Source organism: Citrobacter sp. SX206 (assembly GCF_024181025.1).
GTDB classification, from domain to species: Bacteria; Pseudomonadota; Gammaproteobacteria; order Enterobacterales; family Enterobacteriaceae; genus Citrobacter; species Citrobacter youngae.
In genome coordinates this window covers 4,215,224-4,240,540 of the sequence record NZ_CP049738.1, presented here as the reverse complement: position 1 = coordinate 4,240,540, position 25,317 = coordinate 4,215,224, and the positions used below count along the sequence as shown (strand labels likewise).

Below are 25,317 nucleotides of genomic sequence, written 5' to 3'. Positions count from 1 at the left end.
ACGAATGCGGCGTTTTATAAATCTTTTTGTTAAAAAATTAATTTCATTGAATCTAAAATCGTGCCAGTTAATCGTTTATTTATATGTCAGGATTATATTACGTGTTTGATTAATAATAATTAATTCACTTTCCATATTTTTTTTCAGTAAAAAATAACCTTTTTTAGTTATTATTGATATGCTGACTGGACTTTATTTCTTATGTATTACTTTCTTTTGGTAAGGGATGCGATAATGAAAAAAGGTTCAGGGTTCTATAATCTGGAAGGTATAGTTTCAGAGGAGAGTATAAATAAGTATTTATTCTCCGTAAGGGGCGAGGGTAAGTTAGGGGTGCTTGATGTTGAAACAATTGAAGGTTATGAAAACTTAAGTAAACCATACAGTTATAAAATTACATTCACATCAAAACTAAAAAGCATCCCTCCTGATTCACTTCTAAATATTGAAGGCTCGCTGAAAATCAGAGCACCTAATCATAACTGGAATAAATATATTCAGGGTTCTGAGATGTGGCTATATGAACGACAAATTGAAGGCGTCATTACGTCATTTTCGCTTATTAGCACATCAGCGGATGAATCACTGTACGAAATCAGGCTGGAGCATAAGCTTGCATTACTCTCTCAACGCAAGCGATCGGCTATTTACCTGAACATAAATGTGCCGAATTTGGTCACGCAGCTCCTCAAAGAACATGCTTTTGCCGATTATGAAATCGACTTTGATAATCTTGTTTGTATGTATCCTAACCGGGAAATGATCGTCCAGTGGGAGGAATCAGATTTAGCGTTTATCAGCCGCATCCTGTCAGAAGTTGGGATCTGGTTCAGAATTGAAAATCATCATGCCGTTCCGCACATTATGGTGCTTATCTTCAGTGATTCACAAAGCCGGTACATCTTCGATCAAAAGATTATGCATGCATCTCATGCGGGTCTGACAGCAAATGATTACGCGATCGATAAGCTGGTATCAAAGCACAACGTTGTTTCCGCAGCCGTTAAAGCAAAGAACTTTGACTACCGGCTTGCCAATTCGCTAGTACTCAATGCTGATGCCGAGGAAGCAGAACAGACGTCGACGACGTATGGAATGGATTATCGTTATGCGGATATTCATCACCAGCCGGGATCGAAATTTGCGGAGGAACAACCGGGCGAATCAAGCTGGTTCTACGCCAAACTGCATCACGAAATTATTCTTAATAATCAGTCCGTTTTAAGCGGCGTGACCACCAGTCCGTCGATCGTGCCAGGTATGGTGCTTAACATCGACGGTACCATTCCGCAGGCGTTCACTTCGGGCTTTGTGGTAACGGCAATGCGAGTGACGGGCAGGCGTGATGCAGCCCTGCAATCCCAACTGTTCGGTATTCCTTACAATGAGCGCGTTTGCTTTCGACCGCAGCCATTACCCCGGCCACGTATCGCCGGTACTGTTCCCGCAATCGTTTCATCACCAATAGACAATGACCAATATGCCCACATCGATCTGCAGGGGCGCTATTGGGTGAAGTTTGATTTTGACCTCGACCAGCATAGGCAAGGCTATGAAAGTATGCCCGTTCGTCTGGCGCGAGTTTATGCCGGCGATACTTATGGTCATCACTTTCCACTCATTCAGGGTGCGGAGGTCGCCATTGCGTTTGAAGGTGGCGATCCGGAAAGACCTTTCATTGCTCATGCCCTGCATCATGCACCAAAGCCGGACCCCGTCACCAGCCGCAACAATACCCGCAACGTCATCCGCACTGCGGGTTTCAATAAGCTGCGGATGGAAGACCGACGCGGGCAGGAACACGTCAAGCTGAGTACCGAGTACGCTAAAACCCAGCTAAACATGGGCCATCTTGTTGATGCGGGTGGTAAGCCGCGCGGTGAAGGCGCAGAACTGCGCACCGATGATCGGGCAGTTTTGAGGGCCGCAAAGGGAATATTGCTGACGACAGAGGCGCAGCCAAAAGCCCAGGGTCAGCAGCTCGACATGAACGCAGTCGTTCAACAGCTACAGGCTGCCCTTGTGCTGGCAACTTCTCTTCAGCAAAGCGCCCTGACGGCGCAGGCGTTAAACGTTGAAATGGAGCAACAGCAGCAGCTTAACGCTGCGCTTCAACAGCTCACCCGCTCGGGGCTGGTGGCCTATGCCGATAAAGGTATGGCTCTGCTCACACCGGAAACCATGGCGCTGTCGGCAAACAAAGATCTGTCGCTGAACGCGGCCAATAACGGCAGTTTTAACGTTTTTAAGAAACTCTCCATGGCCGTCGGGCAGGGTTTATCGCTTTTCAGCAGAGCGATCGGGATCAAAATTATCGCCGCAAAAGATGATATTTCCGTCCAGGCGCAGCGTGGCGAAATGGGCCTGCTTTCTGATAAGCATTTTCATATTCAAAGTATGAACGGCAATGTGACCATCAGCGCCAAAAAGAATATTCAGTTGCTGTGTGGAGGGGGCGGTATTCGAATAAATGAAGATGGCTCAGTAAAAATATTCTCTCCCGCCAAAGTGCAGCTCAAAGGCACCACCCTTGACTGGAGCGGGCCGGAATCCGTTAAAGATAAATCCCCCGTTTTTCAGGAAGACCAGTTTCACCGCCGCATTAAATTACATGGTTATGGAAATACGGACGATGTTCTGAAAAAGACAAAATTCAGACTGACTAAGGCCTCCGGTGAAATCATTGAAGGTGTTACCGACGATGAAGGCATGACGCCGTTACTGGATATGACGGAAATGGATGAAATGAAAATGGAGATTTTGCCAAATGAGTAACAGTCCCTTTAATCCGCGAGTGGTGGCGACAGGTGTACAAGGCGTGCCTAAATCCACCGGCGGAAAAATGGCCGTCTGCGAAGTGGCGGTTAAAAACCCTATGCCCTGCATTGTGATCCTTGTTCATGGCGTCAACGATGTTGGCGAGGCATATCAAAATCAGGAGCAGGGGATCATTGCCGGCCTGAATGAACGTATGGGCCGCACGGATATGTATCCGCATGAATGGCATCAGTACAAAATGGATATGGGGGATGGCGAGCAGCAGCAGGTGAAAATGCCCGGGCGCAGCCCGGTAATTCCATTTTATTGGGGGTATAAACCCGTCGATCATGCGACATATATAGAAGACCAGCGGCGTTATCGCGAAGAACGGGCTAAATCAGGAGACGCCGCAAAACTGCCTTACAACGCCTATCAGGAAGATGACAACGCAAAGCTGGAAAAGCTGGGGCATATTCCCCAAACCACGTTGAAATATCAGAATGATAATTTCGGTAATGTTCTCGATGATGTGTACGCCAAAGGCGGGGGTACCTTTGCCAATGCAACAACCACTATTCCGGATATGTTAGGGTCGGGCTCCGGCGGCCTGGCGAACGGTGCGGCAGGATTTGCATCACTGTATATGAATGGCGGGGATTTTACGCACCCAATTTATGATAACCCGCACCGAATTTATCAGTTTTTTGCCGCGCAGCGGCTGGCCGATTTAATCCTGCTGATTCGAAGTGAACCGGCAACGCAATTCGATCCCATTAATATCATTGCGCATTCCCAGGGAACGATTATTACCATGCTCGCGAATATGCTGGTCAAAGCAGCAGGTGCCGATCCCGCCGATTGTGTGATCCTTAACCATTCTCCCTACGCACTGGAAAAAACGGCTGCTGAAGGTATGACGCCCGGACATCACCAGACGGATCGTGCCCGACAGCAGACGTTTAAAAATTTCTGTCATTTGATGGCGACAAACGCCAGATATGGCAAGGGGGAATACCACACGCAGGCCGAGATTGATGAATTAGAAGGCGCAATTTGTCTGAGTAAAACCAATTCTCAATGGCGCAAGAATAAACATTATACCCGTAATAACTTTGGCAAGGTGTATAACTATTTTTGCCCCAATGACAGTGTGGTTTCATTACTTAACGTCCAGGGTTTGGGCTGGAGGGGAGTCCCTCATGACATTGCCAGCGGCATAGACAATCTGCGCCAGCGGGTTTTCTGCGAAAATGGCCCGGAAATAGGCGGCAGCCCACTGAGCATGCCTTTTGAAATGCCGGCGTTAAAAAAGGATTGTTTTGATCAGGATACGGGCGCGACCAGACAATATACGTTTGCGGATGTGGTTGTGAATGGTGAGCAGCTCCCCGTCACCTTCAGACACCAGTTACAGGGCGCGGGAAGTCAGTATAAATATTCGATAACACCGGGTTCACCCGATCAGGACATCTCATTTTCGGCAAAAGCCACGGTTACTGCGCGCACTGAGACAGATTTCAAAAATCTCAGCGGCGCAGGTTTCGATTATTTACAACCGGGCCAGGAATTAACGCCCGCTGAACTCGCGATGTTCGCCAAAAAATATGCTAAGCCTTATACCAAAGGCGTTGTCCTGGGCGGGGGATACAATAAGACCGTGCAGCTTATTTATGAGAAAACGCCGGATGAGCTGCAAAAAGAATGGCTGCAATCAGAACAGGTTGGTTACAGCCAGCATTCCTCTATTGTTATGTCGAAAGATGCCCCCGCGAAAGCGATGGCCTTCGATCTGGCGGTGGGAATATGCGGGGCATTTGATCACCGCTGCGGAGAATTCTGGACCGAGCTACTCCTGCGCGGGGACTGGCGTATGAAGCGTAACGGTCTTCAGGAAGCAGTTGAATATTATAAATCAGGAGAGCTAAACGACAGGAAAACAAAAATATATATGAATAAACCAGATGATATTTTACCGACAGGAACGTTTGGCGTGGTTAACGAATATTGCCATTCAACAACGGTTAAACCTGCCAGACATAATGAAATATATAATACCGAGACACCCAATCTGCAATGGGATATGCCCAAAATACTTAACGTTTAAGGATGAGTTATGATAATGGGAAATGTGGTAAGCGTAATCGTCGTAGCAATTTCACTATGTGTTATCTCTGGCTGTACAAAAAAAACACCCTCACAGGTTATTTATCGTTATGACGATAATCGTTATCTGGAGTTAAAAGGCTATTATTGTGAGGGAGCACTTTGGTATCACGATGGTAAAAAAAATATTCATAAAGAGATATATGATGGAGTATTTGCTTCCTTCAGGATATTCTCTGGGATATATATCCATCCATCGGATAAATACATCTTTATTCCTGAATGGGAACCCGGTGCATATACAATATCTAAAGACTATGGACAAACGTGGCAGGTCGCAACGTATATGTCCCCATCTCAGGGGCAAGAGAAAAATTCTGATGGGAATATGGTAGATAGACCTGAAGGAAAAGAAATAAAAAGAGTGGTGGTGGTTAATAATCAGGCATTTATTTCCACTGCACAAGGACATTTATATCTGAGCTCATACCCTTTTGACGACCCGCGCTTAAAGCCGGGTGGTCCGGGTATAGATTATCAATACTTTGATGACACGTATTATCTCTACAGACCAGGCAAGCATAAATCCAGTGGCGAGTATGTGAACGGCCATATGAGACCTGAATCGCCAGGGCGCGCCTGGGGAACGGTGGTGTTTATGAAAGCATCCTTAGCCCATTTAACGGAAGGTTATAAGGCCAACTATCAAAACCTGCCGGACAAAGAACCGGAAGTGGTGGGCTATAAGGGCTGGACCCGGATGCACTGCGATATGGATGCGGGGAAATAATCGGCAATGGGATATGCCCAAACCGCTTAACGTTTAAGGATAAATTATGAATAAGGGAAGTGCGTTAAAAATAATGATCGGAACTATTTCGCTATGTGCTATCGCTGCCTGTACAAAAAGAACACCCTCACAGATTATTTATCGCTATGATGATAACCGATATCTGGAATTAAAAGGCTATAATTGTGAGGGAGCGCTTTGGTATCATGATATCAGGCGGAATATACATAAAGAATTAGTAAATGGCGTTTATTCAACGTATCAGATCTTTTCCGGTGTATATATTCACCCATCAGATAAGTATATTCTGATACCACGATGGGAGCCAGATGCTTACAAGATATCTAAAGATTACGGACAAACGTGGCAGGTAGCAGACTATATGGCCTCTTCCCGGGCGCTGGAAAGAAACTCCGATGGGGTTATGCGTGACTATCCGGAAGGAAAAGAAATAAAAAGAGTGGTGGTGGTCAATAACCAGACGTTTATTACCACGGCGCAGAATCATTTATATATGAGTTCATACCCATTTGACGACCCGCGTTTAAAGCCGGGTGGTCCGGGTATTGATTATCAATACTTTGATGACACGTATTATCTCTACAGGCCAGGCAAACATAAATCCAGTGGCGAGTATGTGGACGGTCATACCAGTCCTGAGTTTCCAGAAGCTGCCTGGGGAACGGTGGTATTTATGAAAGCATCCTTAGCCCATTTAACGGAGGGTTATAAGGCTAACTATCAAAATCTGCCGGACAAAGAACCAGAAGTGGTGGGCTATAAGGGCTGGACGCGGATGCACTGCGACCTGAATGCGGGGAAATAATATGAAAGGTGTAATCAGACTAAATGACCCGCTGGAAAACGGTGGATATGTGAACAAAGCTTCTGGTAGCAAGTTTATGGGAATCCCTGTTGCTTTAATGGGGGATACTGTTTTTTGTATTGCGCATAAAGGGACCTTTCCCATACTTGATTTTGAACCAACCTGGACAATGGACGGTAGAGGCGTTGTTGTGGATGGGTGTAGGGCTGCTTGCGGTTGTGCAATAAAAACCACACTGCCAACGGCGGGGGTAAGTAAATGAATAAATGGAAGAGACCAAACAAGAATCCGTATCAGGAGCCAGAACAATTCCCGCTTAATATTGTGCTGATCATTAGCTGTGCTATATTTCTGTTTTTTATAACGTACAATATATTCAGCTGGTTGCAGGACAAGAAGGTTCCTGATGATCTGATATGGAATGCAATAGGTATCCCGTCGCTAATAGTGTTAGCAATCTGGTGTGTGGTGGTAATCATTTACGGTGTTATATATTTTCCATGTTACTATGCGGGTTATCTTGAGCTGTATGGTATGAATAGGTGGAAAAACTGGGCAATACGAGCATTGCCTCTTTTAGACTATTCATCCATTCTCCCGGTACCTGAACTGGCATTAAAAATTCAGAAACTAGAGGGTGAAGCGCCAGCAGGTTCTGCAACGCCGTTACGAATTGATATTGAAGTTGACTCAATGGATGACACCAGAGTTGATAAAGTGCTAAGGCAGTTGATAGAGCCCCTCAAAGATTCTCTTGTCAGGGATTATCGGCCTTTTAATACCTGGATGTATGTTAAGGGAGCGGATGACACTATCGGTAATAGTTTTAAGGCGGTACTGGCAAGTCTGGGCATCCCCAACGATAAGGTCGGAAAAATTAATATCCTTTACGAATGTCCTGATTATTTTTTAATAAATGATTGGGTTGATTTAAATATGTCTGAAAATAGCCTTGTTATTGCAGTTGAATTGCATAATGAAAATAATTATGATTTCTTCGAAAGTGCTAATGCTTTTATTTTCACCAGTACGAAACTGCTTGAAGATAAAGACACACCTTTATATTTATTACGCATGATGGACAGTACCCCTTACTATCTTGATGAAATCGTAAGTACATATCTTTCTGCACAGCAAGTGGATGTTAGTAAGATTAAAAAACTATGGTTCAACTCACTGGATAAGCAGTCAAAATTCGTATTGTTTAGTGGAATAGAAAACGCAAAAACGAGTATTCTGGCCGATAGTCGATATGAACTGGAGGCCGTAACTGGGCAAAGCACAGAGGTTCAGCGCTGGGTTGTATTGGCGTTGGCTGCGGATGCTGCAAAATATGGTCAAGGCCATCAGTTATTCGCCAGTACATCTGCAGACACTATTCAATCTGGCATAATAGCTGCTAAATATCCAGGATCTTGTCCGGCACTTGATAAGCTGGATTTCGATGATTATTGGAGAATAATAAAATTGTGCGCCATTATTTTATGGTGTATGGGATTTGTAAGTCTCGTACCACTGGAACTGTTCCAAAGTCACCCCTGGTATACGTTTACACCTTTAGTTATTGGTATTCCGGTTATTTACACGGCGGTTATGATTTTTTCTTTTATACTGAGTCATAATATAGAGGAGAAAATGGATATTTATTACTCTCAGTATTTATGAGATAAGCGCCCTGACGGGCGCTCTTGCTTCTTTGACTCTCTTTGTGGCAGGAGAGCATCAGTCGGTTCAGGATTTATTTAACCGTCCAACCCTTATAACTGCCGACGTTGTTTTTATCGATCATCGTCACCGGGATCAGCACGGGTTCTTTCGGGGCGGGTTTCCCCTGCAATATGTCATAACCGATTTCGACCGCTTTGGCAGCCATCACCTGTGGATCTTGTGCTGGCGTCGCCACAAATAGTGAGTTTTCGCGCTTCAGTGCTTCTTCACCGTCTGGGGATCCATCTACGCCGACAATAAAGAATTCGCTACGCTGCGCCTGTTTTGCCGCCAGATCGGCGCCGATCGCCGTGGGATCGTTAATCGCAAACACGCCGTCGATCTTCGGATTCGCCGCCAGCAACGCGGTCATGATCTCCAGCCCGCCTTCGCGACTGCCTTTGGCGTTTTGGTTATGCGACAGCACCTTGATGTCCGGGTGGCGTTTAAATTCGGTCTGGCAGCCTTCCACACGGTTCTGGACGGCAGATACCGGCGGCCCGTTGATAATGACGACGTTGCCCTTGCCTTTCAGACGGTCGGTAATGTATTTACAGGCCATTTCACCTGCCTGAGTGTTATCGGAAGTAATGGTCGCGTCTGCGCCTTCCGCCGCCACGTCAACGGCAACCACCACGATCCCGGCGTCTTTCGCGCGTTTAACCGCCGGGCCGATGCCTTTGGAGTCGGCGGCGTTAAGGATAATCATGTCGACTTTGGCGGCAATAAAGTTGTCGATTTGCGACACCTGTTGCCCCAGATCGTAGCCGCTGGAAACCAACGTCACTTTGACGTTATCACCGGCCAGTTTGCGCGCTTCCAGCTCCGCGCCTTTGGTTATTTGCACGAAGAACGGGTTCGCCAGGTCGCCCACCGTAACGCCGATCGATTTCAGTTCTTTTGCCTGCACAAACGGAGCGCTAGCAAGCAGTGCGCCAGCACAGAGCGCGGTCACTAAGGGCTTCAATCTCATGCTGTATTCCTCGAAGTAAGATGTTGTTGTTATGCACTTTGATGGTGTCGGGTACGGTATTTGTCGATCAGCACCGCTATGATGATCACCGCCCCTTTGATCACCAATTGCCAAAAATAGGAGACGCCCATCAGCGTCATGCCGTTATTCAGCGTGGCGATGATCAACGCCCCCACCAGCGTGCCGGTGATGGTGCCGATCCCGCCAACAAAGCTGGTGCCGCCGAGGATCACCGCCGCGATGGCGTCCAGCTCATAACCCATGCCTAAGTTGCCGTTGGCGCTGTACAGCCGCGAGGCGCTCATCACTCCGCCAAGACCTGAGAGCAAACCGCTCATGCCGTAGACGAACAGCAGCACCAGCCACACTTTGATCCCGGTTAAGCGCGCGGCCTGCATATTGCCGCCAACCGCATAGATATGAACGCCGAGTGTGGTGCGCCTAAGAATGAACCAGCACACCACCACCACCGCCAGCGCAATGACCACCAGCCATGGAACCGGGCCGAGATAGTTGTTGCCGATCCACTCAAAGCTGATGTTGGAGTTAATCACCGTCGTGCCATCCGCCAGCAGATAGGCCGCGCCGCGCAGCGCCGTATAGGTTCCAAGCGTGACGATAAACGGCGGCAGGCCGGCAAAAGCGACCAGCGCACCGTTAAACAACCCCAGCACCATGCCGAGCAACAGTGCAGCAGGCACTGACAGCATGGCAAATTCCGGGATCAGCGAAACCACCATCGCCGCTACTGCGGTGGTGCCGAGAATCGAACCAACCGAAAGATCGATGCCGCCGGTTAAAATAATGAAGGTCATGCCAGCGGCCAGCACGATGTTGATCGACGCCTGGCGGGTAATATTCAGCAGGTTGCTTTCGGTAAAAAAGTTAGGCGCGATAAAGCCAAACACCGCCACTATCAGGATGAGAATCGGTAAGATACCGACCGTTTGCATCAGATCGCTCATCAGCATTTTTTTTGCGGAGGCGGATTTCACCACCTGCTGGGGAGTGGTTGGATTATTCATGGGGCACCGCCTGATGATGGGAGTCGTTCACGCCGGTTGCCAGCGTCATAATGTTTTCCTGGGTAATGCTTTTCCCGTCCAGCTCGCCGGCAATGCTGCCTTCGCGCATGACGTACACGCGATCGCTCATCCCGACCACTTCCGGCAGTTCGCTGGAGATCATTAGGATCGCCACGCCTTTGCGCGCCATATCGTTCATGATCCGGTAGATCTCGCTTTTGGCGCCGACGTCCACGCCGCGCGTCGGTTCATCGAGGATCAAGATGCGTGGGCCGATCGCCACCCAGCGTGAAATCAACAGCTTTTGTTGATTGCCGCCGGACAAGCCGCCTGCGCGGACCTGTGCATGCGGCACGCGGATGTTGAGCAATTTGATGGCGTCATCGGAAATCGCCTGCGCCTTTTTGCGATCGAGCATGCCCCAGGTGGCGTCGCGCTCCAGCGTCGCCATGGTGATGTTCTCTGCCGCTGCCAGCTCCAGAAACAGCCCCTGTTCTTTGCGGTTCTCCGTCAGAAAACCAATGCCGTGATCAATCGCCTCGCGCGGGGAGTGGACAACCACCGGTTCACCGTCCACTTCAATCATGCCGCCGATGGCTTTGCGCACGCCAAAAATCAACTGTGCCAGTTCGGAACGCCCGGCGCCGACTAAGCCCGCGAGGCCGACAATCTCCCCGGAGCGCACCAGTAAGCTGCACGGTTGGACTTTATTGCCGTCGGTCAGGTGGTGGACGTTAAGGCGCGCTTTACCCAAAGGAATATCGCGCTCTTTGTTGAACAGATCGCTTAACGGACGGCCCACCATCATGCGCACCAGCTCCGGGGCGTTGAGTTTGTCGCGAGTCAGGCTGCCGACGTATTGCCCGTCGCGCAGGACGCTGACGCGATCGGAGAGTTCGTACACTTCCGCCATGCGGTGGCTGATGTAGATAATCGCCATCCCCTCATCGCGCAGGCGCATGATCAGTTCAAACAGGCGGTGGGTTTCACGGGAGGAGAGGGCGGCGGTGGGTTCATCCATCACCAGAATGCGGCTGTTACGGTGCAGGGCGCGGGCGATTTCTACCTGCTGCTGTTCGGCGATGGTCAGCGTCATTACCCGGTCGCTGGCCTTAAACTGGGCGCCGAGTCGGTCGATAACCTTCTGTGACTGCATGATCATCTCTTTACGCTGGACCAGACCGCCGCGCGACAGCTCGCTGCCAAGAAAGATATTTTCCGCCACCGTCAGGTTTGGCGCGAGCTGCATCTCCTGGTAAATCAGCGTGATGCCTGCGCTCAGCGCATCCTTTGGCCCACGAATGTGAAACGGCTGACCGTCAATCAGGATCTCCCCGCTGGTGGCGGTATAGGCGCCCGCGAGGATCTTCATCAGGGTGCTTTTCCCCGCACCGTTCTCGCCCATCAGGGCATGAATCTCGCCCGGCCAGACCGTTAAATCGACCCCTTTCAGCGCGTAAAATTTGCCAAACGCTTTGGCAATGTTGCGCATCTCCAGAACCGGTGTCCTGCTCATGGCGGATCTCCTGTGGGGTGGCCGATATCAGCAGTCCATCACAGGAATGTAAATGCAAAATGTCAGAAGCCGTTCATATTTGTCATATTGCGATTTTTCTTCACGGAGCGTGATATGCCGCAACCGGGACGTCACTTTTTCGCCAGTGCGCGTGGACGATTACTGTTCTTTAATCTGCTGGTGGTGGCGGTCACGCTGATGGTGAGCGGTGTGGCGGTGCTGGGATTTCAGCATGCCAGCCAGATCCAGGAGCAGGTGCAGCAGCAAACCGTTGACGATATGACCGGCAGCATGAATCTGGCGCGTGATACGGCAAACGTCGCGACAGCGGCGGTGCGGCTGTCGCAGGTGGTTGGCGCACTGGAATACAAAGGTGAAGCGGAGCGGCTGCAGGAGACGCAAAGGGCGCTGAAGCAGTCGCTGGAACAACTGGCTACCGCACCGCTGGCGCAGCAGGAGCCGGTGCTGGTCGAGCGAATTATCCAGCGCAGCCAGGAGCTACAAAGCAGCGTGGAAGGTATGTTGCAGCGCGGTCAGCGGCGGCACCTGGAACGTAACGCGCTGCTCAGTTCGCTGTATCAGAATCAAAGTTATTTGCGTCACCTGCAAAAGCTGACCGGCGCGCAGGATGACGTGCTGCTGGGACAAATAGACCGCTTAATTGTGGCTGCCATTGAAACCCCCACGCCGCGTTCGGTGATCAAACAACTGGACGAGGTGATGCCCGCGCTACCTCTGCAAACCAGCAACCTCCTGATTAGCAACATCCTCAACGATTTCAACCAGGAGTTGCATAAGCTGGAGCCGCTTTCGTCGGCACTGGAACAAAGCGATCTGGCGATCAGCTGGTATATGTTCCACATCAAAGCGTTGGTGGCGATCCTCAACAGCGATATCAACCAGTATGCCTCGCAGGTGGCGATTATCTCCGAACAGCGGGTGGCGCAAAGTCATCGGGAACTGCAATCCGGCGCGTTGTTTATTTTGGCGTTTGCGCTGCTGGCGGTGGTGATCACCGGTTTTGCCGGGTGGTATATCTACCGCAATCTCGGTTCCAACCTGACAGCCATTTCGCGGGCGATGACCCGGCTGGCGCATGGGGAATCAGACGTCAGCGTCCCGGCCCTGCAACGGCGCGATGAGCTGGGCGAGCTGGCGCGTGCCTTTAGCGTCTTTGCCCGCAATACGGCGTCGCTCGAACACACCACCCGGCTGCTGAAAGAAAAAACCACGCAGATGGAAATCGACCGCACCGAGCGTCAGGGGCTGGAGGAAGCGCTGCTGCACAGTCAGAAACTGAAGGCGGTAGGACAGCTGACGGGCGGATTAGCGCATGATTTTAATAACCTGCTGGCGGTGATTATCGGCAGTCTGGATCTGGTGGATCCGGATTCTCCCGACGCGCCACGGGTCAATCGGGCGCTTAAAGCGGCTGAACGTGGTGCGCTGTTGACCCAGCGGCTGCTGGCTTTTTCGCGCAAACAGTCTTTGCATCCGCACGCGGTAGAGCTGAAAACGCTGCTGGAGAATCTGGGAGAGTTGATGCGTCATTCGCTACCCGCCACGCTGACGCTGGAAATTGAAGCCCAGTCTCCGGCCTGGCCCGCGTGGATTGACGTCAGCCAACTGGAAAACGCCATTATCAATCTGGTGATGAACGCCCGTGACGCCATGGACGGGCAGACGGGGACGATAAAAATCCGCACCTGGAATCAACGGGTTACGCGCAGCGATGGGCGTAAGCAGGACATGGTGATGCTGGAGGTAGCCGACCAGGGAAGTGGGATGTCGCAGGAAGTGAAAGCGCAGGTCTTCGAGCCATTTTTCACTACCAAACAGACCGGCAGCGGCAGCGGTCTGGGATTATCGATGGTGTACGGCTTTGTGCGTCAATCCGGTGGTCGGGTGGAGATTGAAAGCGCCCCCGGGCAGGGAACCACGGTTCGGTTACAGCTTCCCCGTGCCGTTGTGCCGGTACAGATTCAGGCAGAACCGATAGCGGAACATGCGGCGAACAGCGGTGAAAAGCTGGTACTGGTGCTCGAAGATGAGGCCGACGTGCGCCAGACGTTGTGTGAACAGTTGCATCTGCTGGGCTATCTGACGCTGGAGGCCGCCAACGGCGAGCAGGCGCTGCATATGCTGGCGGCTTCCTCCGAGATTGATATTTTTATCAGCGACTTAATGCTGCCTGGAGGGTTAAGTGGGGTGGATGTCGTCAACCATGCGCTGAAGCACTACCCCCAGCTCACCATTCTGCTGATTAGCGGCCAGGATTTACGTCCGGCGCATAACCCGGCGCTGCCGGATGTGGCGCTATTGCGTAAACCGTTTACCCGAGGAGAACTGGCGCAGGCGCTGCGACTCGCACGTAATTGAGATTCCTCCGCTACCCGCGCAAATACGCTTTGATTACCGTGGGGTGTGTTTCTTGATGAGGCGGGTTTGATGCAACGCTCCCTGACATTCTTTCTTTTCAGTCTGCTAATGGTGACCACCGTTTCGGCGCAGGCCGATATTATCGATGAAGCTATCGGCAATATTCAGCAGGCGATTAACGACGCATACAAACCCGATAACGGGCGGGATTACGACGAAGCCCGCGACAATGGCTGGGAACGCCAGATGAGTGACGATCGGCGCAGGCAGTATGATGACAGGCGACGCCAGTTTGAAGATCGACGTCGCCAACTGGATGACCGTCAGCGCCAACTTGATCAAGAACGGCGTCAGTTAGAAGACGAAGAACGCAGAATGGAAGAAGATTACGATCGTTAACTGTAACTATCTAAATGTAAGAATATTTTATCCCCTGTAAGGGATTTAGCTGTCAGCTCAACATCTCGCCATTTTATGTCAATGCATGCACTTGAGCACAGTGCATATATGCATTATAATCTCTCTATGCTTATGGAAAAGGAGCCGGCAATGGAATGTCTAAATCATTAAATATCAGGAGCTTTCGGGATACATGGCTTGAAGATTTTTTTGAGCGGGCGACATCGCACAGAAAAATACCAGCGGATATTCATACTGCATTAGCCAGAAAGCTGGATATCATTAATGCGGCTGTTTCGCATCGGGATTTGCGCTCGCCACCCGGTAACAGATATGAAGAGTTAACCGGAAAATTACAGGAATATTCTTCAATCAGAGTAAACAAGCAGTACCGATTAATATTTAAATGGGTTAACGGTAAGGCCGAAGATGTGTACTTAGATCCACACATCTACTAGAACTAGAGAAAATCTAAGGTAACGATATGAAACAGGCAACCAGAAAACCAACGACTGTGGGTGATATCCTGCAATATGAATACCTGGAGCCGCTCGAACTGAAAATTAACGATCTGGCTGAAATACTGCATGTTCATCGCAATACGGTGAGCGCACTGGTCAACAATAATCGCAAATTAACAACGGATATGGCGTTTCGTTTGGCCAAAGCGTTCGATACCTCCGTTGATTTCTGGCGTAACTTACAGGCGGCGGTTGACCTGTGGGAAGTTGAAAATGACATGCGGGCGCAAGAAGAACTGAACCGCATTGTTTCGGTTAAAGATTTTATCGCTCAGCGAAATAGCGAGTCTAAAAAAGTCGCCTGACTATCGTCTTGTCGGCCGGATAAGATGTTTTCATCGCATCCGGCAAATTTCCTTACTCCATCATAATCTCCATTCCGTCATATCCTGCCTCAAACCCTGCGGGCAGCGGGTTATCCATCATCCACAGGTCGAACTGATGGCTGATATGCGTCAGGATCACCCGTGGACAGCGGATAACGTCGTTCAACGCGATAACGGTATTTAAATCACTGTGATTGCGCGGTGGCTCGCTACGCGGGGCGTGGCTGCAGTCGATGATAATCACCTGCGGTTGGTTATTGTGCAGAAACTTCAGCGTTTTGTCGGGCAGTCCGGCGGTATCAGAGAGCCACGCCACGCGGCTGTGCGCGGTCTCCAGCAGATAGCCAAACGTCAGCTTAGAGTGGTTGAGCGGTAAAGGGGTCACCTGCAATCCCTGTAAATCGAACACCACAAACGGCGCGACGGTCTGGCTAAAATCAAGAATGCCGGGATGCTTAAACAGATCGTCGCAGCCCTGTTCATCCGGTGGGCCGTACACCGGGATCGTTTTTCCCACCCCCCAGCGCAGCGGAAACAGTCCCTGTACATGATCCATATGGTAATGAGTGAGCAGGAACTGCTGGAAACTGCCTGCCGGCCAGTCGTCCATCAGATGGGGGATCCCCGCGTCCAGCAGCGTCACCGCGTCGTTGAATTTGACCACGCCACTGCAGGGGCGTCGACGATATTGCGCCTGTAAGCGTGCTCGTTGGCAGGCCGCACAGTCGCAGCCAAATGCGGGAACCAGCTGCGCGCCGCCCGTTCCCGTCAGCGTAATGGTCAGACTCATGGCTCCCCCTACAACGGTTTGGTGAAGCGAAAATGGCTCATGGTATAGCCTTCGCGCTGGTAAAAACGGTGCGCGTCAAGACGCTGCGTGCTGGTGGAAAGCTCGGTCATTTCCGCCCCCGCTTCGCGCGCAGTGGCTTCGGCCCAGGCCAGCAGCTGGCTGCCAACGCTTAGCCCTCGTGCCTGTGGCATCACTACCAGTTCCTGAATCTCACCAATCCAGTTAGCGTGGTGCAGATGAAACTGCAAATGCAGGCCGATCAATCCGATGACCTGTCCGTCGAGCAGCGCCAGCTGGTAGTGCATATTTGGATCCTGCAGATTGGCGGCGTAGCCAGCGCTAAAAGCCTGCAGGTCGAATTGACCCTGCTTTAACTCGCAGATGAGCGCGTAAACCGCATCGGTATCGTAGAGCGTGGCGCGGCGTAATTCACAGACAGACATGTTTCTTCTCCTTGCGTCCCATCAGTGTGAGTAGTGTAGCGACAGACTGTTGCAAACTACCATCGTTATTCAGGACGTGGCAGTCATACGGGGCGTAGCGGGCTGCGCGTTCAAGACGGGCGGCGATTTCCGTTTCGCTCTCCCGCCCACGAGCCTGCAGGCGCTGGCGTAAAATCTTCGGGGAAACCTGTAAGCAAATGGGGAGTAGAGAAGTGCCATAACGACTCTGCGCCTGCGGCAGATGTGCGCGTGAACCGTTGACCACCACATCAAACCCGGCGTGCAGCCAGAGGTCAATCTCCACGCCGACGCCATAGTACAAACCATTAGCATGCCAGCTCAGCGCCAGCAGGTTCTGCCCGGCGCGGGTAAAAAACTCTGGTTCGCTCAGTGCAATATGATTTTCATTCCCGGCGTTGGCGGCGCGGGTGATGTAACGATGTGCCACCAGTAGTTGTGCAGGTTCCTGCTGGCGAAGTTCTGCCAGCAGACTGTCCTTACCGGAGCCGGATGGTCCCATCAGCCAGATCAGTTTACCCATAGTCAGAATACCCTTTTGCCCTGACGCCAGACGTGGTCGATATGGATGTTGCCGCCTTTGCGGTGTGCCAGCACCAGATCCGCGCGTTTCCCTTCGGCAATAACGCCGCGATCGTCAAGATTTAATGCCCGCGCCGGATTGCGGGTCACCAGACGAATAGCCTGCGGCAGCGTAAAGCGGTTAGCATCGTCATCCGCTACGCGAAATGCCGCATCGAGCAGGCTGGCGGGGTAGTAGTCGGAGGAGAGAATATCCAGCAGCCCCAGCTCAGCCAGCCTATGTGCCGCCACGTTGCCGGAGTGAGAACCGCCGCGCACGATGTTAGGTGCGCCCATCAGCACGTTCATGCCATGCTGGCGTGAGGCATCGGCGGCTTCGAAAGTTGTGGGAAATTCGGCGATCACGCTGCCAAGTTGATGCGATTCAAGGACATGATCGTGGGTGGCGTCATCATGGCTCGCCAGCGCAATCTGGCGATCACGGCACATCTGGGCAATCGCCGTGCGGTTGGGCTGTGACCAACGCGCAGCCAGCGCTAACTGTTCTTCTTCATAACGGGCCATCTGCTCGTCGGTGAGCGAATACTTGCCCTGATAATACTCGCGGTACTTCTCTCGATTGGCAAACTGACGCTGGCCGGGGGAATGGTCCATCAGCGACACCAGCGTCACCGGCTCACGACCGACCAGTTTTTCAAACAGCGGCAGGGTAGTGTGATGCGGCAGCTCGCAGCGCAGATGCAGACGGTGCTCGGCGCGATTGACCCCACGCTTTTGCGTCTCTTCCACCGCGTTGATCATCTTCTCCAGATTTTCCAGACGGTCACCACCGTCGCGCACATCGCCAATCGCCACTGCGTCCAGCACGGTGGTAATGCCGCTGGCGACCATTAGCGCGTCGTGGCTACTCATCGCCGAGTGGGCAGGCCAGTCTACCTTCGGGCGCGGGGTGAAAAACTTGTCGAGATTGTCGGTATGCAGCTCGATAAGCCCTGGCAGCAGCCAGCCGCCTTCGCCGTCCAGCGCCTCTGGTAAACGGCTCTGACTCTCAGTAAAGGCACGGATAATCCCGCCCTCAATTTCCAGCGATCCTTGCACCACGTCATCTTCCAGCACCAGCTTTACATTGTTGATAATCATGCTGTTGTTCCCATCAGGTGCAGGCGATCCGCTACGCGGTCGCGCACGGTTTGATCGTGAAAAATGCCGACAATTGCCGCGCCGCGGTCTTTCGCTTCTTCAATCAATGCGACGACTGCGGCGCTATTTTTGGCGTCCAGCGAGGCGGTGGGTTCATCGAGCAGCAAAATTGGGTAATCGACGATAAACCCGCGGGCGATGTTGACGCGCTGTTGTTCGCCACCGGAAAAGGTCGACGGTGCCAGGTGCCACAGCCGCTCCGGCACGTTCAGGCGGGTAAGCAGGTTAGCCGCTTTGGCTGCACACTCCTCACGGGAGACACCCAGATCCAGCAGCGGTTGCATCACCACATCCAGCGCGGAAATCCTCGGGATTACGCGCAGGAACTGGCTTACCCAGCCGATGGTTGAACGGCGAACTTCCAACACTTTGCGCGCCGGGGCCTGCACCAGATCGACCCACTCATCGCTGTGGCGAATGTGGATGTGTCCTTCATCCGGCAGATAGTTGGCGTACAGCGATCGCAGCAGCGTGGACTTGCCGCTACCCGAGTGACCGTGCAGCACCACGCATTCGCCATTTTTCACTTCCAGCGTGGCGTTTTGCAGCACCGGCAGACGCACGCCGTTTTGCTGATGCAGCACAAAAGTTTTACTGACGTTTTCAACGCGGATCATTTGAGCCTCTTAGTTCTGCAAAACGGACGACACCAGCAACTGGGTGTACGGATGGTGCGGGTCGTCGAGCACGCGGTCGGTTAACCCACTTTCCACCACCTGACCCTGTTTCATCACCAGCAAACGGTCTGCCAGCAGACGCGCCACACCCAGATCGTGGGTGACAATCACCACCGCCAGATCCAGTTCCACCACCAGGCCGCGCAGCAGGTCCAGCAGTTTGGCCTGTACCGAAACGTCCAGCCCGCCGGTGGGTTCGTCCATAAACACCAGTTTGGGATGGGTGACGAGGTTGCGGGCGATCTGCAGGCGCTGCTGCATACCGCCGGAAAAGGTGGTTGGCAGGTCGTCGATACGCGAGGCAGGGATCTCCACCTCCTCCAGCCAGCGCTGTGCGGTGGCGCGGATCTCGCCGTAATGACGCGCGCCGGTGGCCATCAGGCGTTCGCCGATATTGCCGCCGGCGGAAACCTGACGGCGCAGGCCATCCAGCGGATGCTGATGCACCACGCCCCATTCGGTGCGCAGCAGACGGCGACGGTCGGCCTCGTTCATGCCGTACAGCGAACGGTTCTGATATAAGATCTCACCGCTCTGCGGCGTCAGCCGTGAAGAGATCGATTTCAGCAGCGTGGTTTTGCCAGAACCGGACTCGCCGACGATACCCAGCACTTCGCCAGGCCACAGGTCAAAAGAGACATCGCTGAAGCCTTTGCCCGGCGCGTAGAGATGGGTCAGGTTATTGACTGAAAGCAGCGGTTGCGTCATTGGCTGAGGGCCTCGCTCTGTTGGCGGCAGTAGTCGGTGTCGGAGCAGACAAACATGCGTTTGCCGGTGTCATCAAGCACCACTTCATCGAGATAGCTGTGGGTTGAGCCGCAGATGGCACAAGGTTCATCCCAGCTCTGCACGGTAAACGGGTGATCGTCGAAATCGAGGCTTTCCACGCGGGTGTAAGGTGGCACGGCATAGATGCGCTTTTCGCGGCCTGCGCCAAACAGTTGCAGGGCCGGCATCATGTCCATCTTCGGATTGTCGAATTTCGGGATTGGCGACGGGTCCATGACGTAGCGGTCGTTGACCTTCACCGGGTAGGCGTAAGTGGTGGCGATATGACCGAAGCGGGCGATATCTTCATACAGTTTCACCTGCATGATGCCGTACTCTTCCAGCGCGTGCATGGTGCGGGTTTCCGTTTCGCGCGGTTCGATAAAGCGCAGCGGCTCGGGGATCGGCACCTGGAAGATGATTATCTGATCTTCTGTTAGCGGCGTTTCCGGAATGCGGTGGCGGGTCTGAATTAGCGTGGCGTCTTCCGTACGTTCGGTGGTGTTAACGCCAGTTACGCGCTTGAAAAAGTTGCGAATCGACACGGCGTTGGTGGTGTCGTCCGCGCCCTGGTCAATCACTTTCAGCACGTCCGGCTCGCCAATCACGCTGGCGGTAAGTTGAATGCCACCGGTTCCCCATCCGTAGGGCATCGGCATTTCGCGACCGCCAAATGGTACCTGGTAACCGGGGATCGCTACCGCTTTCAGAATTGCGCGGCGGATCATGCGTTTGGTCTGCTCATCAAGATAGGCAAAGTTGTAGCCGGAGAGGTTAGTGGTCACGAGTGGCCTCCTGTTGCAGGCGTTTGAGCAGTTCCAGTTCGGCCTGGAAATCGACGTAATGGGGAAGTTTGAGGTGCGAAACAAAACCCGCCGCCTCGACGTTATCCGCATGCGCCAGCACGAACTCTTCGTCCTGCGCCGGTCCTGTGACCGTTTCATCGTATTCGGCTGCCTGTAGGGCGCGGTCCACCAGCGCCATCGCCATCGCTTTACGTTCGCTCATACCAAACACCAGCCCGTAGCCGCGGGTAAAATGGGGGGATTCATTTTCTGGCGCGACAAAACCGTTGACCATTTCGCATTCAGTCATCAGCAGTTCGCCGACGTTCACCGCAAATCCCAGCTCTTCCGGGACGGTTTCCAGTGGCACATAGCCGCTGCGGATTTCGGCGGCAAACGGGTGGTTGCGCCCGTAGCCGCGCTGGGTGGAGTAGGCCAGCGCCAGCAAATATCCCTCGTCACCACGCATCAGCTGTTGCAGACGTGAAGCGCGTGAGCAGGGGTAAACCGGCGGCGTGCGGGTGATGTCGTCGGGTGTCGCGCCATCATCCTCTTCACGTTTTGCCAGGCCCTGGTTCGCGAGCAGGGAAAAGACGTGCGGGGAGGCATCCTGCGCGCCGTCTGCGCTGCGCAGCGGCGGGGTTTCGCCATTGGCCAGTAAGGTAAAATCCAGCAGGCGATGGGTATAGTCATAGGTTGGACCCAACAGCTGCCCGCCGGGAATATCCTTGTAGACCGCGGAGATTCTGCGCTCAAGGCGCATTTCTGCGCTGTTAACCGGTTCGCTGACAGCGACCTTTGCCAGCGTAGTGCGGTAAGCGCGGAGCAAAAAGATGGCTTCGACGTTATCGCCGCTGGATTGTTTTAGCGCCAGTGCCGCCAGTTCGCGATCGGCGATGCCGCCTTCGGTCATCACCCGATCAACGGCCAGGTTCATCTGCTGTTCGATTTGCGCCACGCTCAGTTCAGCAATGGTCTCATCGCCCCGGCGTCGGTTTTCCTGCAGGGCGTGGGCGTTGGCTATCGCCTTTTCGCCCCCTTTGACGGCGACGTACATCAGCACACCTCCACATGGGTGGTTCGCGGAATAGCCAGCAGCCGTTCGCCGCAGGTGAGGATCAGATCGACTCCCAGCGGGAACGGGTGCGGGCGCTCGGTAAGTTCGTGAATCAGGCATTCCGGCAGTTGTGGTGCGATCATGCGCTCTTCGGCGATGCCCGCGCCGGTCAGACGCAGCATGCGTCCACCGCTTAAGCCAGAAACTTGCACAATCAGCGTGGCGCTGGTTTCAGGTGCGACGGCGGAACCGGCTGAGAGGGCATTTAGCTGTTCGCTGCTAATGCGTTCGTCGGTGACGGCAAAGGCCGCCAGCTGCGGCTGATCCACCAGCGGCGCGTTGGTGTGAAAACGCAGGTTCTGCCGGGCGATATCGTTATCCATCGACGGCGCCAGCCAGACCGGCGTGTCGCTATCGACCAGGGTCAGCAGCACGCTGGTGGTCGCCAGACCCAGCGGCTGCCAGCCGTGTTTCAGTTGATGCAGGGCGACGATTACGCCCGGTTCGCTCATGGCTTTCAGCAGGCGACGAAAGCTCTGCTGAGCATCCTGAACGGGTAAATTAAATGCGGTCAGAAGTGCCGTAGATCGTGTCATGCGTTATCTCCGCGTACCAGCGTGAAGAAGTCGACCCGGCTGGCGTTGACTTCGGCACGGCGGGCGCTAATCAGCGCATCGCGTTCCGCTTCCAGCGGGGCAATTAAGGTTTCCATTAGGTTCTGGAAATGCGTTTGTTCCTGCAGTAGCGCGTCAATCACCGCGCACTGCTCGGCATGTTGTTTGTTGCGTCCCAGCAGGTAGCTGTAGCCCAGCGTGCCGCTTTTCAGGCGAATAACCGCGCGGGTAAGCGTGGTGTCGCCAGCAAAGAAGCGATTACCGGTGCCGCCCATACGGGCCTGGATCTGCATCAGTCCGCTTTCCGGGGCGCGGATAAGCTCATAGTCCGGCGTTAGTTTGAGCGCCTTGATACGCGCATTCAGGGCATCGGCATTGCTGTAAGCCAGCGCGCGCATCCAGCGCTGGCGGGTGGCGGTATCGAAATGCATTCAGTGCTCCATGGTGAATTCGATCATGTCGGCGCGGGTCAGGCTGACGGAATATTCCGCCGCCTGTTCTTCGCCTTCACGGTGGTTCAGAGTGCGCACGCACAGCAGCGGCGCCATGTTGGGGATTTCCAGCACCTTGCTCTCTTTGGCCTGCGCACGGCGGGCGCTGATGCGCGTTTGCGTGCGCAGCAGCGTCAGACCGGATTGTTCGCGCAGGTAGTCGTGCAGTGAGCCGCTGTTGAAGCCTTGCAGCAGCGGCCACAGCGAGAGGTCGGAAAAATAGTGGTCGATCTGGCACAGTGCGATCCCGTTAACCCGGCGCAGGGTGCGCAGGTGAATCACGTTATCGCCCTCGTTTATGCTGAGCGCATCGGCAATGTGGCTGGAGGCCGGACGCAGCACTGCCAGCAGTTTTTCACTGGTGGGGTGGCTGCCCTGGTCCAGCAGGTTCTGACTAAAGCGCGCCTGGGCATTCAGCGGGTAGTCGAACGGGCGCATCAGCACCAGAACCCCCACGCCCTGACGACGCTGCACCCAGCCGCGTTCAACCAACTGGTCAATGGCACGGCGCAGGGTGTGGCGGTTTACCTCGAAGCGCGCGGCAAGCTGATGCTCGGCGGGCAGATAGTCACCGCAGCGATAATGTTGACGTAGCTCCTGCTCAAGTCTCGCGGCAATTTCCTGATAACGCGTTGGATAACTGGTCGGATGTGTAGACAAGTGCATAGCAATCAATGCCTCGCTAATCAGATAAAGTGCTTACGCAAACGCTGGGAAAGGAAATCCAGCAGGCTGACGGTGACGATGATTAACACCATCAGGGCGCAGGTTTGCTGGAACTGAAAGCCGCGAATCGCCTCCCATAAGGTCACGCCGATACCACCGGCTCCCACCATCCCGACTACCGTGGCCGAGCGAACATTGGATTCAAAGCGATACAGCGAGTAGGAGATAAGCAGCGGCATGACCTGTGGCAGAACGCCGTACAGAATCTCTTCAATTTTGTTGGCTCCGGTGGCGCGAATACCTTCTACCGGACCCGGCTCAATGGCTTCTACCGCTTCGGAAAGCAGCTTGGAGAGTACCCCGGTAGTGTGGATAAACAGCGCCATCACCCCGGCGAATGGCCCTAACCCGACGGCGACTACGAACAGCATCGCGAAGACCATTTCATTGATGGCGCGGCAGGCGTCCATCAGGCGACGCATCGGCTGGTAAATCCACCACGGCACCAGGTTATCGGCGCACATCAGGCCGAAGGGAATCGACAACACCACGGCGAGGGCGGTACCCCAGACGGCGATTTGCAGCGTGACGGCCATTTCACCGAGATAGTCCTGCCACTGACTGAAGTCAGGTGGAAAGAAGTCGGCAGCGAAGGTTGCCATATTGCCGGAATCCTGGATCAGCGTGAGCGGGGCCATTTCGGCGCCTTTCCACGAGACCACCAGCACGGCGAGAAGAATGGCCCAGCTCAGCAGCGAGAACCAGCTACGCTTGGGCGGGGCAACGGTGATGGTTTGCATGTTTGGCTCCGTGCATCGGTTATTGCCGGATGGCGGCGCAGGCGCCTTATCCGGCCTACAAAACATCGTAGGCCCGGTAAGCGAAGCGCCACCGGGCATCAGGGTTATTGCACCGCTTTGGTGACGCTGGTCATGGCGCCTAGGGCGGCGGTCAGGCGGTCGAGATCATCAAGCTGTGCTTTCAGCGCCGAGGTTTTGCTGGTTTTCTCTTCCTCGTTCAGCCCTTTGTTGTCCTTCACGCCCTGCATCTCTTTAAACAGCGCCAGTTGGCGAATCGGCACCAGTTGCAGATCGCTGGAGGCACGGAACGGCGCCCAACCCAGGCGTTCCAGGACGGTTTTCTGCTCCGGCGTTTTGCCGTAGTTCATGAAGAAGTCGTACACCTTGTCCTTGGTGGCTTCAGAGAGGTTCTTACGCCAGACGATCGGATCGCCTGGGATCAGCGGTGACTTCCAGATAACCTTCAACTCTTTCAGCTTGTCCGGTGCGGACGTTTTCAGCTTGTCGAGGTTTTCGGTGTTGTTGGTAGCCACATCCACCTGTTTGTTGGCGACGGCCAGGGCGTTAGTTTCATGCCCGGCGTTAACGGTGCGTTTGAAGTCGCTGGCGGAGATGTTGTTTTTGGCGAAGACGTAATAACCGGGGACGAGGAAACCTGACGTAGAGTTGGGATCGCCGTTGCCGAAGGTTAGATCCTTACGTTTGGCGATCAGATCGTTCAGGTTGTTGATCGGGCTGTCTTTGTTAACGATCAACACGCTCCAGTAACCCGGGGATCCGTCGGCGGCGACGGTCTGGGCAAACACTTGTCCGTTAGCGCGATCCACCGCTTCCATTGCTGAGAGGTTGCCGTACCAGGCGATATCCACTTTGTTAAAGCGCATGCCCTGGATGATCCCGGCGTAGTCCGGAGCGAAGAAGGCGTTTACTTTCACGCCCAGCGATTTTTCCATGTCCTTCAGGAACGGTTCCCACTGTGGCTTCAGGTTTTGCTGTGATTCGGTCGAAATAATGCCAAAGTTCAGCGCTTTTTCTTGCTCCTCGGCATGGGCCGGGCTTAACAAGGTACTGACGCTAAACATGCTGGTGAAAGCCAGCGCGGCAACTGTCTTATAGCTCATGTCGTTTCCTTAATTAGTCATTGTTCCAGGCTATTTCACT

General features: G+C 53.3%; 26 protein-coding genes. 10 read left to right on the top strand and 16 right to left on the bottom strand.

Going from position 1 to position 25,317, the window contains the following annotated elements; genetic code table 11:
• The first annotated feature begins 234 nt into the window (after positions 1–234).
• From G8S19_RS20485 to G8S19_RS20460, 6 genes are read left to right on the top strand one after another with little or no spacing between them, the layout of a single operon-like run.
• The gene (locus G8S19_RS20485) at positions 235–2,775 is read left to right on the top strand and encodes a type VI secretion system Vgr family protein (RefSeq protein ID WP_124021063.1); all 2,541 of its coding nucleotides are present in this window, start codon (positions 235–237) and stop codon (positions 2,773–2,775) included.
• Positions 2,768–4,864 (top strand): DUF3274 domain-containing protein, encoded by a 2,097-nt coding sequence (locus G8S19_RS20480; protein WP_253685820.1) that lies wholly within the window; start codon positions 2,768–2,770, stop codon positions 4,862–4,864. Before G8S19_RS20485 ends, G8S19_RS20480 begins: the two co-directional genes overlap by 8 nt.
• A 9-nt stretch (positions 4,865–4,873) precedes the next feature.
• The gene (locus G8S19_RS20475) at positions 4,874–5,653 is read left to right on the top strand and encodes a hypothetical protein (RefSeq protein ID WP_124021061.1); all 780 of its coding nucleotides are present in this window, start codon (positions 4,874–4,876) and stop codon (positions 5,651–5,653) included.
• 46 nt (positions 5,654–5,699) lie between these two features.
• Positions 5,700–6,479, top strand: coding sequence for a hypothetical protein (locus G8S19_RS20470; protein WP_124021060.1), 780 nt, complete (start codon positions 5,700–5,702; stop codon positions 6,477–6,479).
• 1 nt (position 6,480) lies between these two features.
• Positions 6,481–6,741, top strand: coding sequence for a PAAR domain-containing protein (locus G8S19_RS20465; protein ID WP_253685818.1), 261 nt, complete (start codon positions 6,481–6,483; stop codon positions 6,739–6,741).
• Entirely contained in the window at positions 6,738–8,144 is a 1,407-nt protein-coding gene (locus G8S19_RS20460) for a hypothetical protein (RefSeq protein ID WP_061067041.1), read from the top strand. Before G8S19_RS20465 ends, G8S19_RS20460 begins: the two co-directional genes overlap by 4 nt.
• A 73-nt stretch (positions 8,145–8,217) precedes the next feature.
• Here G8S19_RS20460 and G8S19_RS20455 read toward each other — a convergent pair whose 3' ends face one another.
• Genes G8S19_RS20455 through G8S19_RS20445 form a run of 3 tightly spaced genes read right to left on the bottom strand, consistent with a single transcriptional unit; the run spans position 8,218 to position 11,700 of the window.
• Complete coding sequence (locus G8S19_RS20455; protein WP_048219905.1) at positions 8,218–9,159, bottom strand: ABC transporter substrate-binding protein; 942 nt, start codon at positions 9,157–9,159, stop codon at positions 8,218–8,220.
• A 29-nt stretch (positions 9,160–9,188) separates the two neighbouring features.
• The gene (locus G8S19_RS20450; protein ID WP_124021058.1) at positions 9,189–10,184 is read right to left on the bottom strand and encodes a ribose ABC transporter permease; all 996 of its coding nucleotides are present in this window, start codon (positions 10,182–10,184) and stop codon (positions 9,189–9,191) included.
• Positions 10,177–11,700 carry a sugar ABC transporter ATP-binding protein gene (locus tag G8S19_RS20445; protein ID WP_124021057.1) on the bottom strand — a complete coding sequence of 508 codons (1,524 nt, stop codon included), beginning with the start codon at positions 11,698–11,700 and terminating at the stop codon, positions 10,177–10,179. Before G8S19_RS20445 ends, G8S19_RS20450 begins: the two co-directional genes overlap by 8 nt.
• A 114-nt stretch (positions 11,701–11,814) precedes the next feature.
• On the opposite strand from G8S19_RS20445, the gene G8S19_RS20440 reads away from it, so the two are divergent.
• From G8S19_RS20440 to G8S19_RS20425, 4 genes are all read left to right on the top strand, one after another.
• On the top strand, positions 11,815–14,079 hold the full coding sequence (locus tag G8S19_RS20440) for a hybrid sensor histidine kinase/response regulator (protein ID WP_124021056.1): 2,265 nt from the start codon (positions 11,815–11,817) through the stop codon (positions 14,077–14,079).
• 69 nt (positions 14,080–14,148) lie between these two features.
• Complete coding sequence (gene yjdP, locus G8S19_RS20435; RefSeq protein ID WP_253685816.1) at positions 14,149–14,478, top strand: DDRRRQL repeat protein YjdP; 330 nt, start codon at positions 14,149–14,151, stop codon at positions 14,476–14,478.
• Between the two features lie 155 nt (positions 14,479–14,633).
• Positions 14,634–14,936: a type II toxin-antitoxin system RelE/ParE family toxin gene (locus G8S19_RS20430; protein WP_046671374.1), complete on the top strand. Its 303-nt coding sequence runs from the start codon at positions 14,634–14,636 to the stop codon at positions 14,934–14,936.
• Between the two features lie 26 nt (positions 14,937–14,962).
• Positions 14,963–15,304: a HigA family addiction module antitoxin gene (locus tag G8S19_RS20425; protein WP_048213890.1), complete on the top strand. Its 342-nt coding sequence runs from the start codon at positions 14,963–14,965 to the stop codon at positions 15,302–15,304.
• Positions 15,305–15,356: 52 nt separating this feature from the next.
• Here G8S19_RS20425 and phnP read toward each other — a convergent pair whose 3' ends face one another.
• The 13 genes from phnP to phnD all read right to left on the bottom strand — a co-directional run bounded on the left by phnP (position 15,357) and on the right by phnD (position 25,277).
• Positions 15,357–16,115 (bottom strand): phosphonate metabolism protein PhnP, encoded by a 759-nt coding sequence (gene phnP, locus G8S19_RS20420; protein WP_253685814.1) that lies wholly within the window; start codon positions 16,113–16,115, stop codon positions 15,357–15,359.
• Between the two features lie 8 nt (positions 16,116–16,123).
• A complete protein-coding gene (phnO, locus tag G8S19_RS20415) occupies positions 16,124–16,558 on the bottom strand; it encodes an aminoalkylphosphonate N-acetyltransferase (RefSeq protein ID WP_061067047.1) in 435 nt (144 codons plus the stop codon).
• Positions 16,545–17,099 (bottom strand): ribose 1,5-bisphosphokinase, encoded by a 555-nt coding sequence (phnN, locus tag G8S19_RS20410; RefSeq protein WP_253685812.1) that lies wholly within the window; start codon positions 17,097–17,099, stop codon positions 16,545–16,547. The genes phnO and phnN overlap by 14 nt, the downstream gene beginning before the upstream one ends.
• 2 nt (positions 17,100–17,101) lie before the next feature.
• On the bottom strand, positions 17,102–18,238 hold the full coding sequence (phnM, locus tag G8S19_RS20405; RefSeq protein WP_116360962.1) for an alpha-D-ribose 1-methylphosphonate 5-triphosphate diphosphatase: 1,137 nt from the start codon (positions 18,236–18,238) through the stop codon (positions 17,102–17,104).
• Complete coding sequence (gene phnL / locus G8S19_RS20400) at positions 18,235–18,915, bottom strand: phosphonate C-P lyase system protein PhnL (protein ID WP_124021050.1); 681 nt, start codon at positions 18,913–18,915, stop codon at positions 18,235–18,237. Before phnL ends, phnM begins: the two co-directional genes overlap by 4 nt.
• Positions 18,916–18,924: 9 nt before the next feature.
• Entirely contained in the window at positions 18,925–19,683 is a 759-nt protein-coding gene (gene phnK / locus G8S19_RS20395; RefSeq protein ID WP_048213884.1) for a phosphonate C-P lyase system protein PhnK, read from the bottom strand.
• The gene (phnJ, locus tag G8S19_RS20390; protein WP_232034721.1) at positions 19,680–20,471 is read right to left on the bottom strand and encodes an alpha-D-ribose 1-methylphosphonate 5-phosphate C-P-lyase PhnJ; all 792 of its coding nucleotides are present in this window, start codon (positions 20,469–20,471) and stop codon (positions 19,680–19,682) included. The genes phnK and phnJ overlap by 4 nt, the downstream gene beginning before the upstream one ends.
• Before the next feature lie 46 nt (positions 20,472–20,517).
• Positions 20,518–21,585, bottom strand: coding sequence for a carbon-phosphorus lyase complex subunit PhnI (locus G8S19_RS20385; protein WP_253685810.1), 1,068 nt, complete (start codon positions 21,583–21,585; stop codon positions 20,518–20,520).
• Positions 21,585–22,181: a phosphonate C-P lyase system protein PhnH gene (phnH, locus tag G8S19_RS20380; protein ID WP_253685808.1), complete on the bottom strand. Its 597-nt coding sequence runs from the start codon at positions 22,179–22,181 to the stop codon at positions 21,585–21,587. The genes G8S19_RS20385 and phnH overlap by 1 nt, the downstream gene beginning before the upstream one ends.
• Entirely contained in the window at positions 22,178–22,630 is a 453-nt protein-coding gene (gene phnG, locus G8S19_RS20375) for a phosphonate C-P lyase system protein PhnG (protein ID WP_124021047.1), read from the bottom strand. The genes phnH and phnG overlap by 4 nt, the downstream gene beginning before the upstream one ends.
• Entirely contained in the window at positions 22,631–23,356 is a 726-nt protein-coding gene (gene phnF, locus G8S19_RS20370; protein WP_101742861.1) for a phosphonate metabolism transcriptional regulator PhnF, read from the bottom strand. It abuts the gene before it with no gap.
• A gap of 20 nt (positions 23,357–23,376) precedes the next feature.
• Complete coding sequence (phnE, locus tag G8S19_RS20365) at positions 23,377–24,156, bottom strand: phosphonate ABC transporter, permease protein PhnE (protein ID WP_016155398.1); 780 nt, start codon at positions 24,154–24,156, stop codon at positions 23,377–23,379.
• A 104-nt stretch (positions 24,157–24,260) separates the two neighbouring features.
• A complete protein-coding gene (phnD, locus tag G8S19_RS20360) occupies positions 24,261–25,277 on the bottom strand; it encodes a phosphonate ABC transporter substrate-binding protein (protein ID WP_048213878.1) in 1,017 nt (338 codons plus the stop codon).
• Between the last annotated feature and the right edge of the window lie 40 nt (positions 25,278–25,317).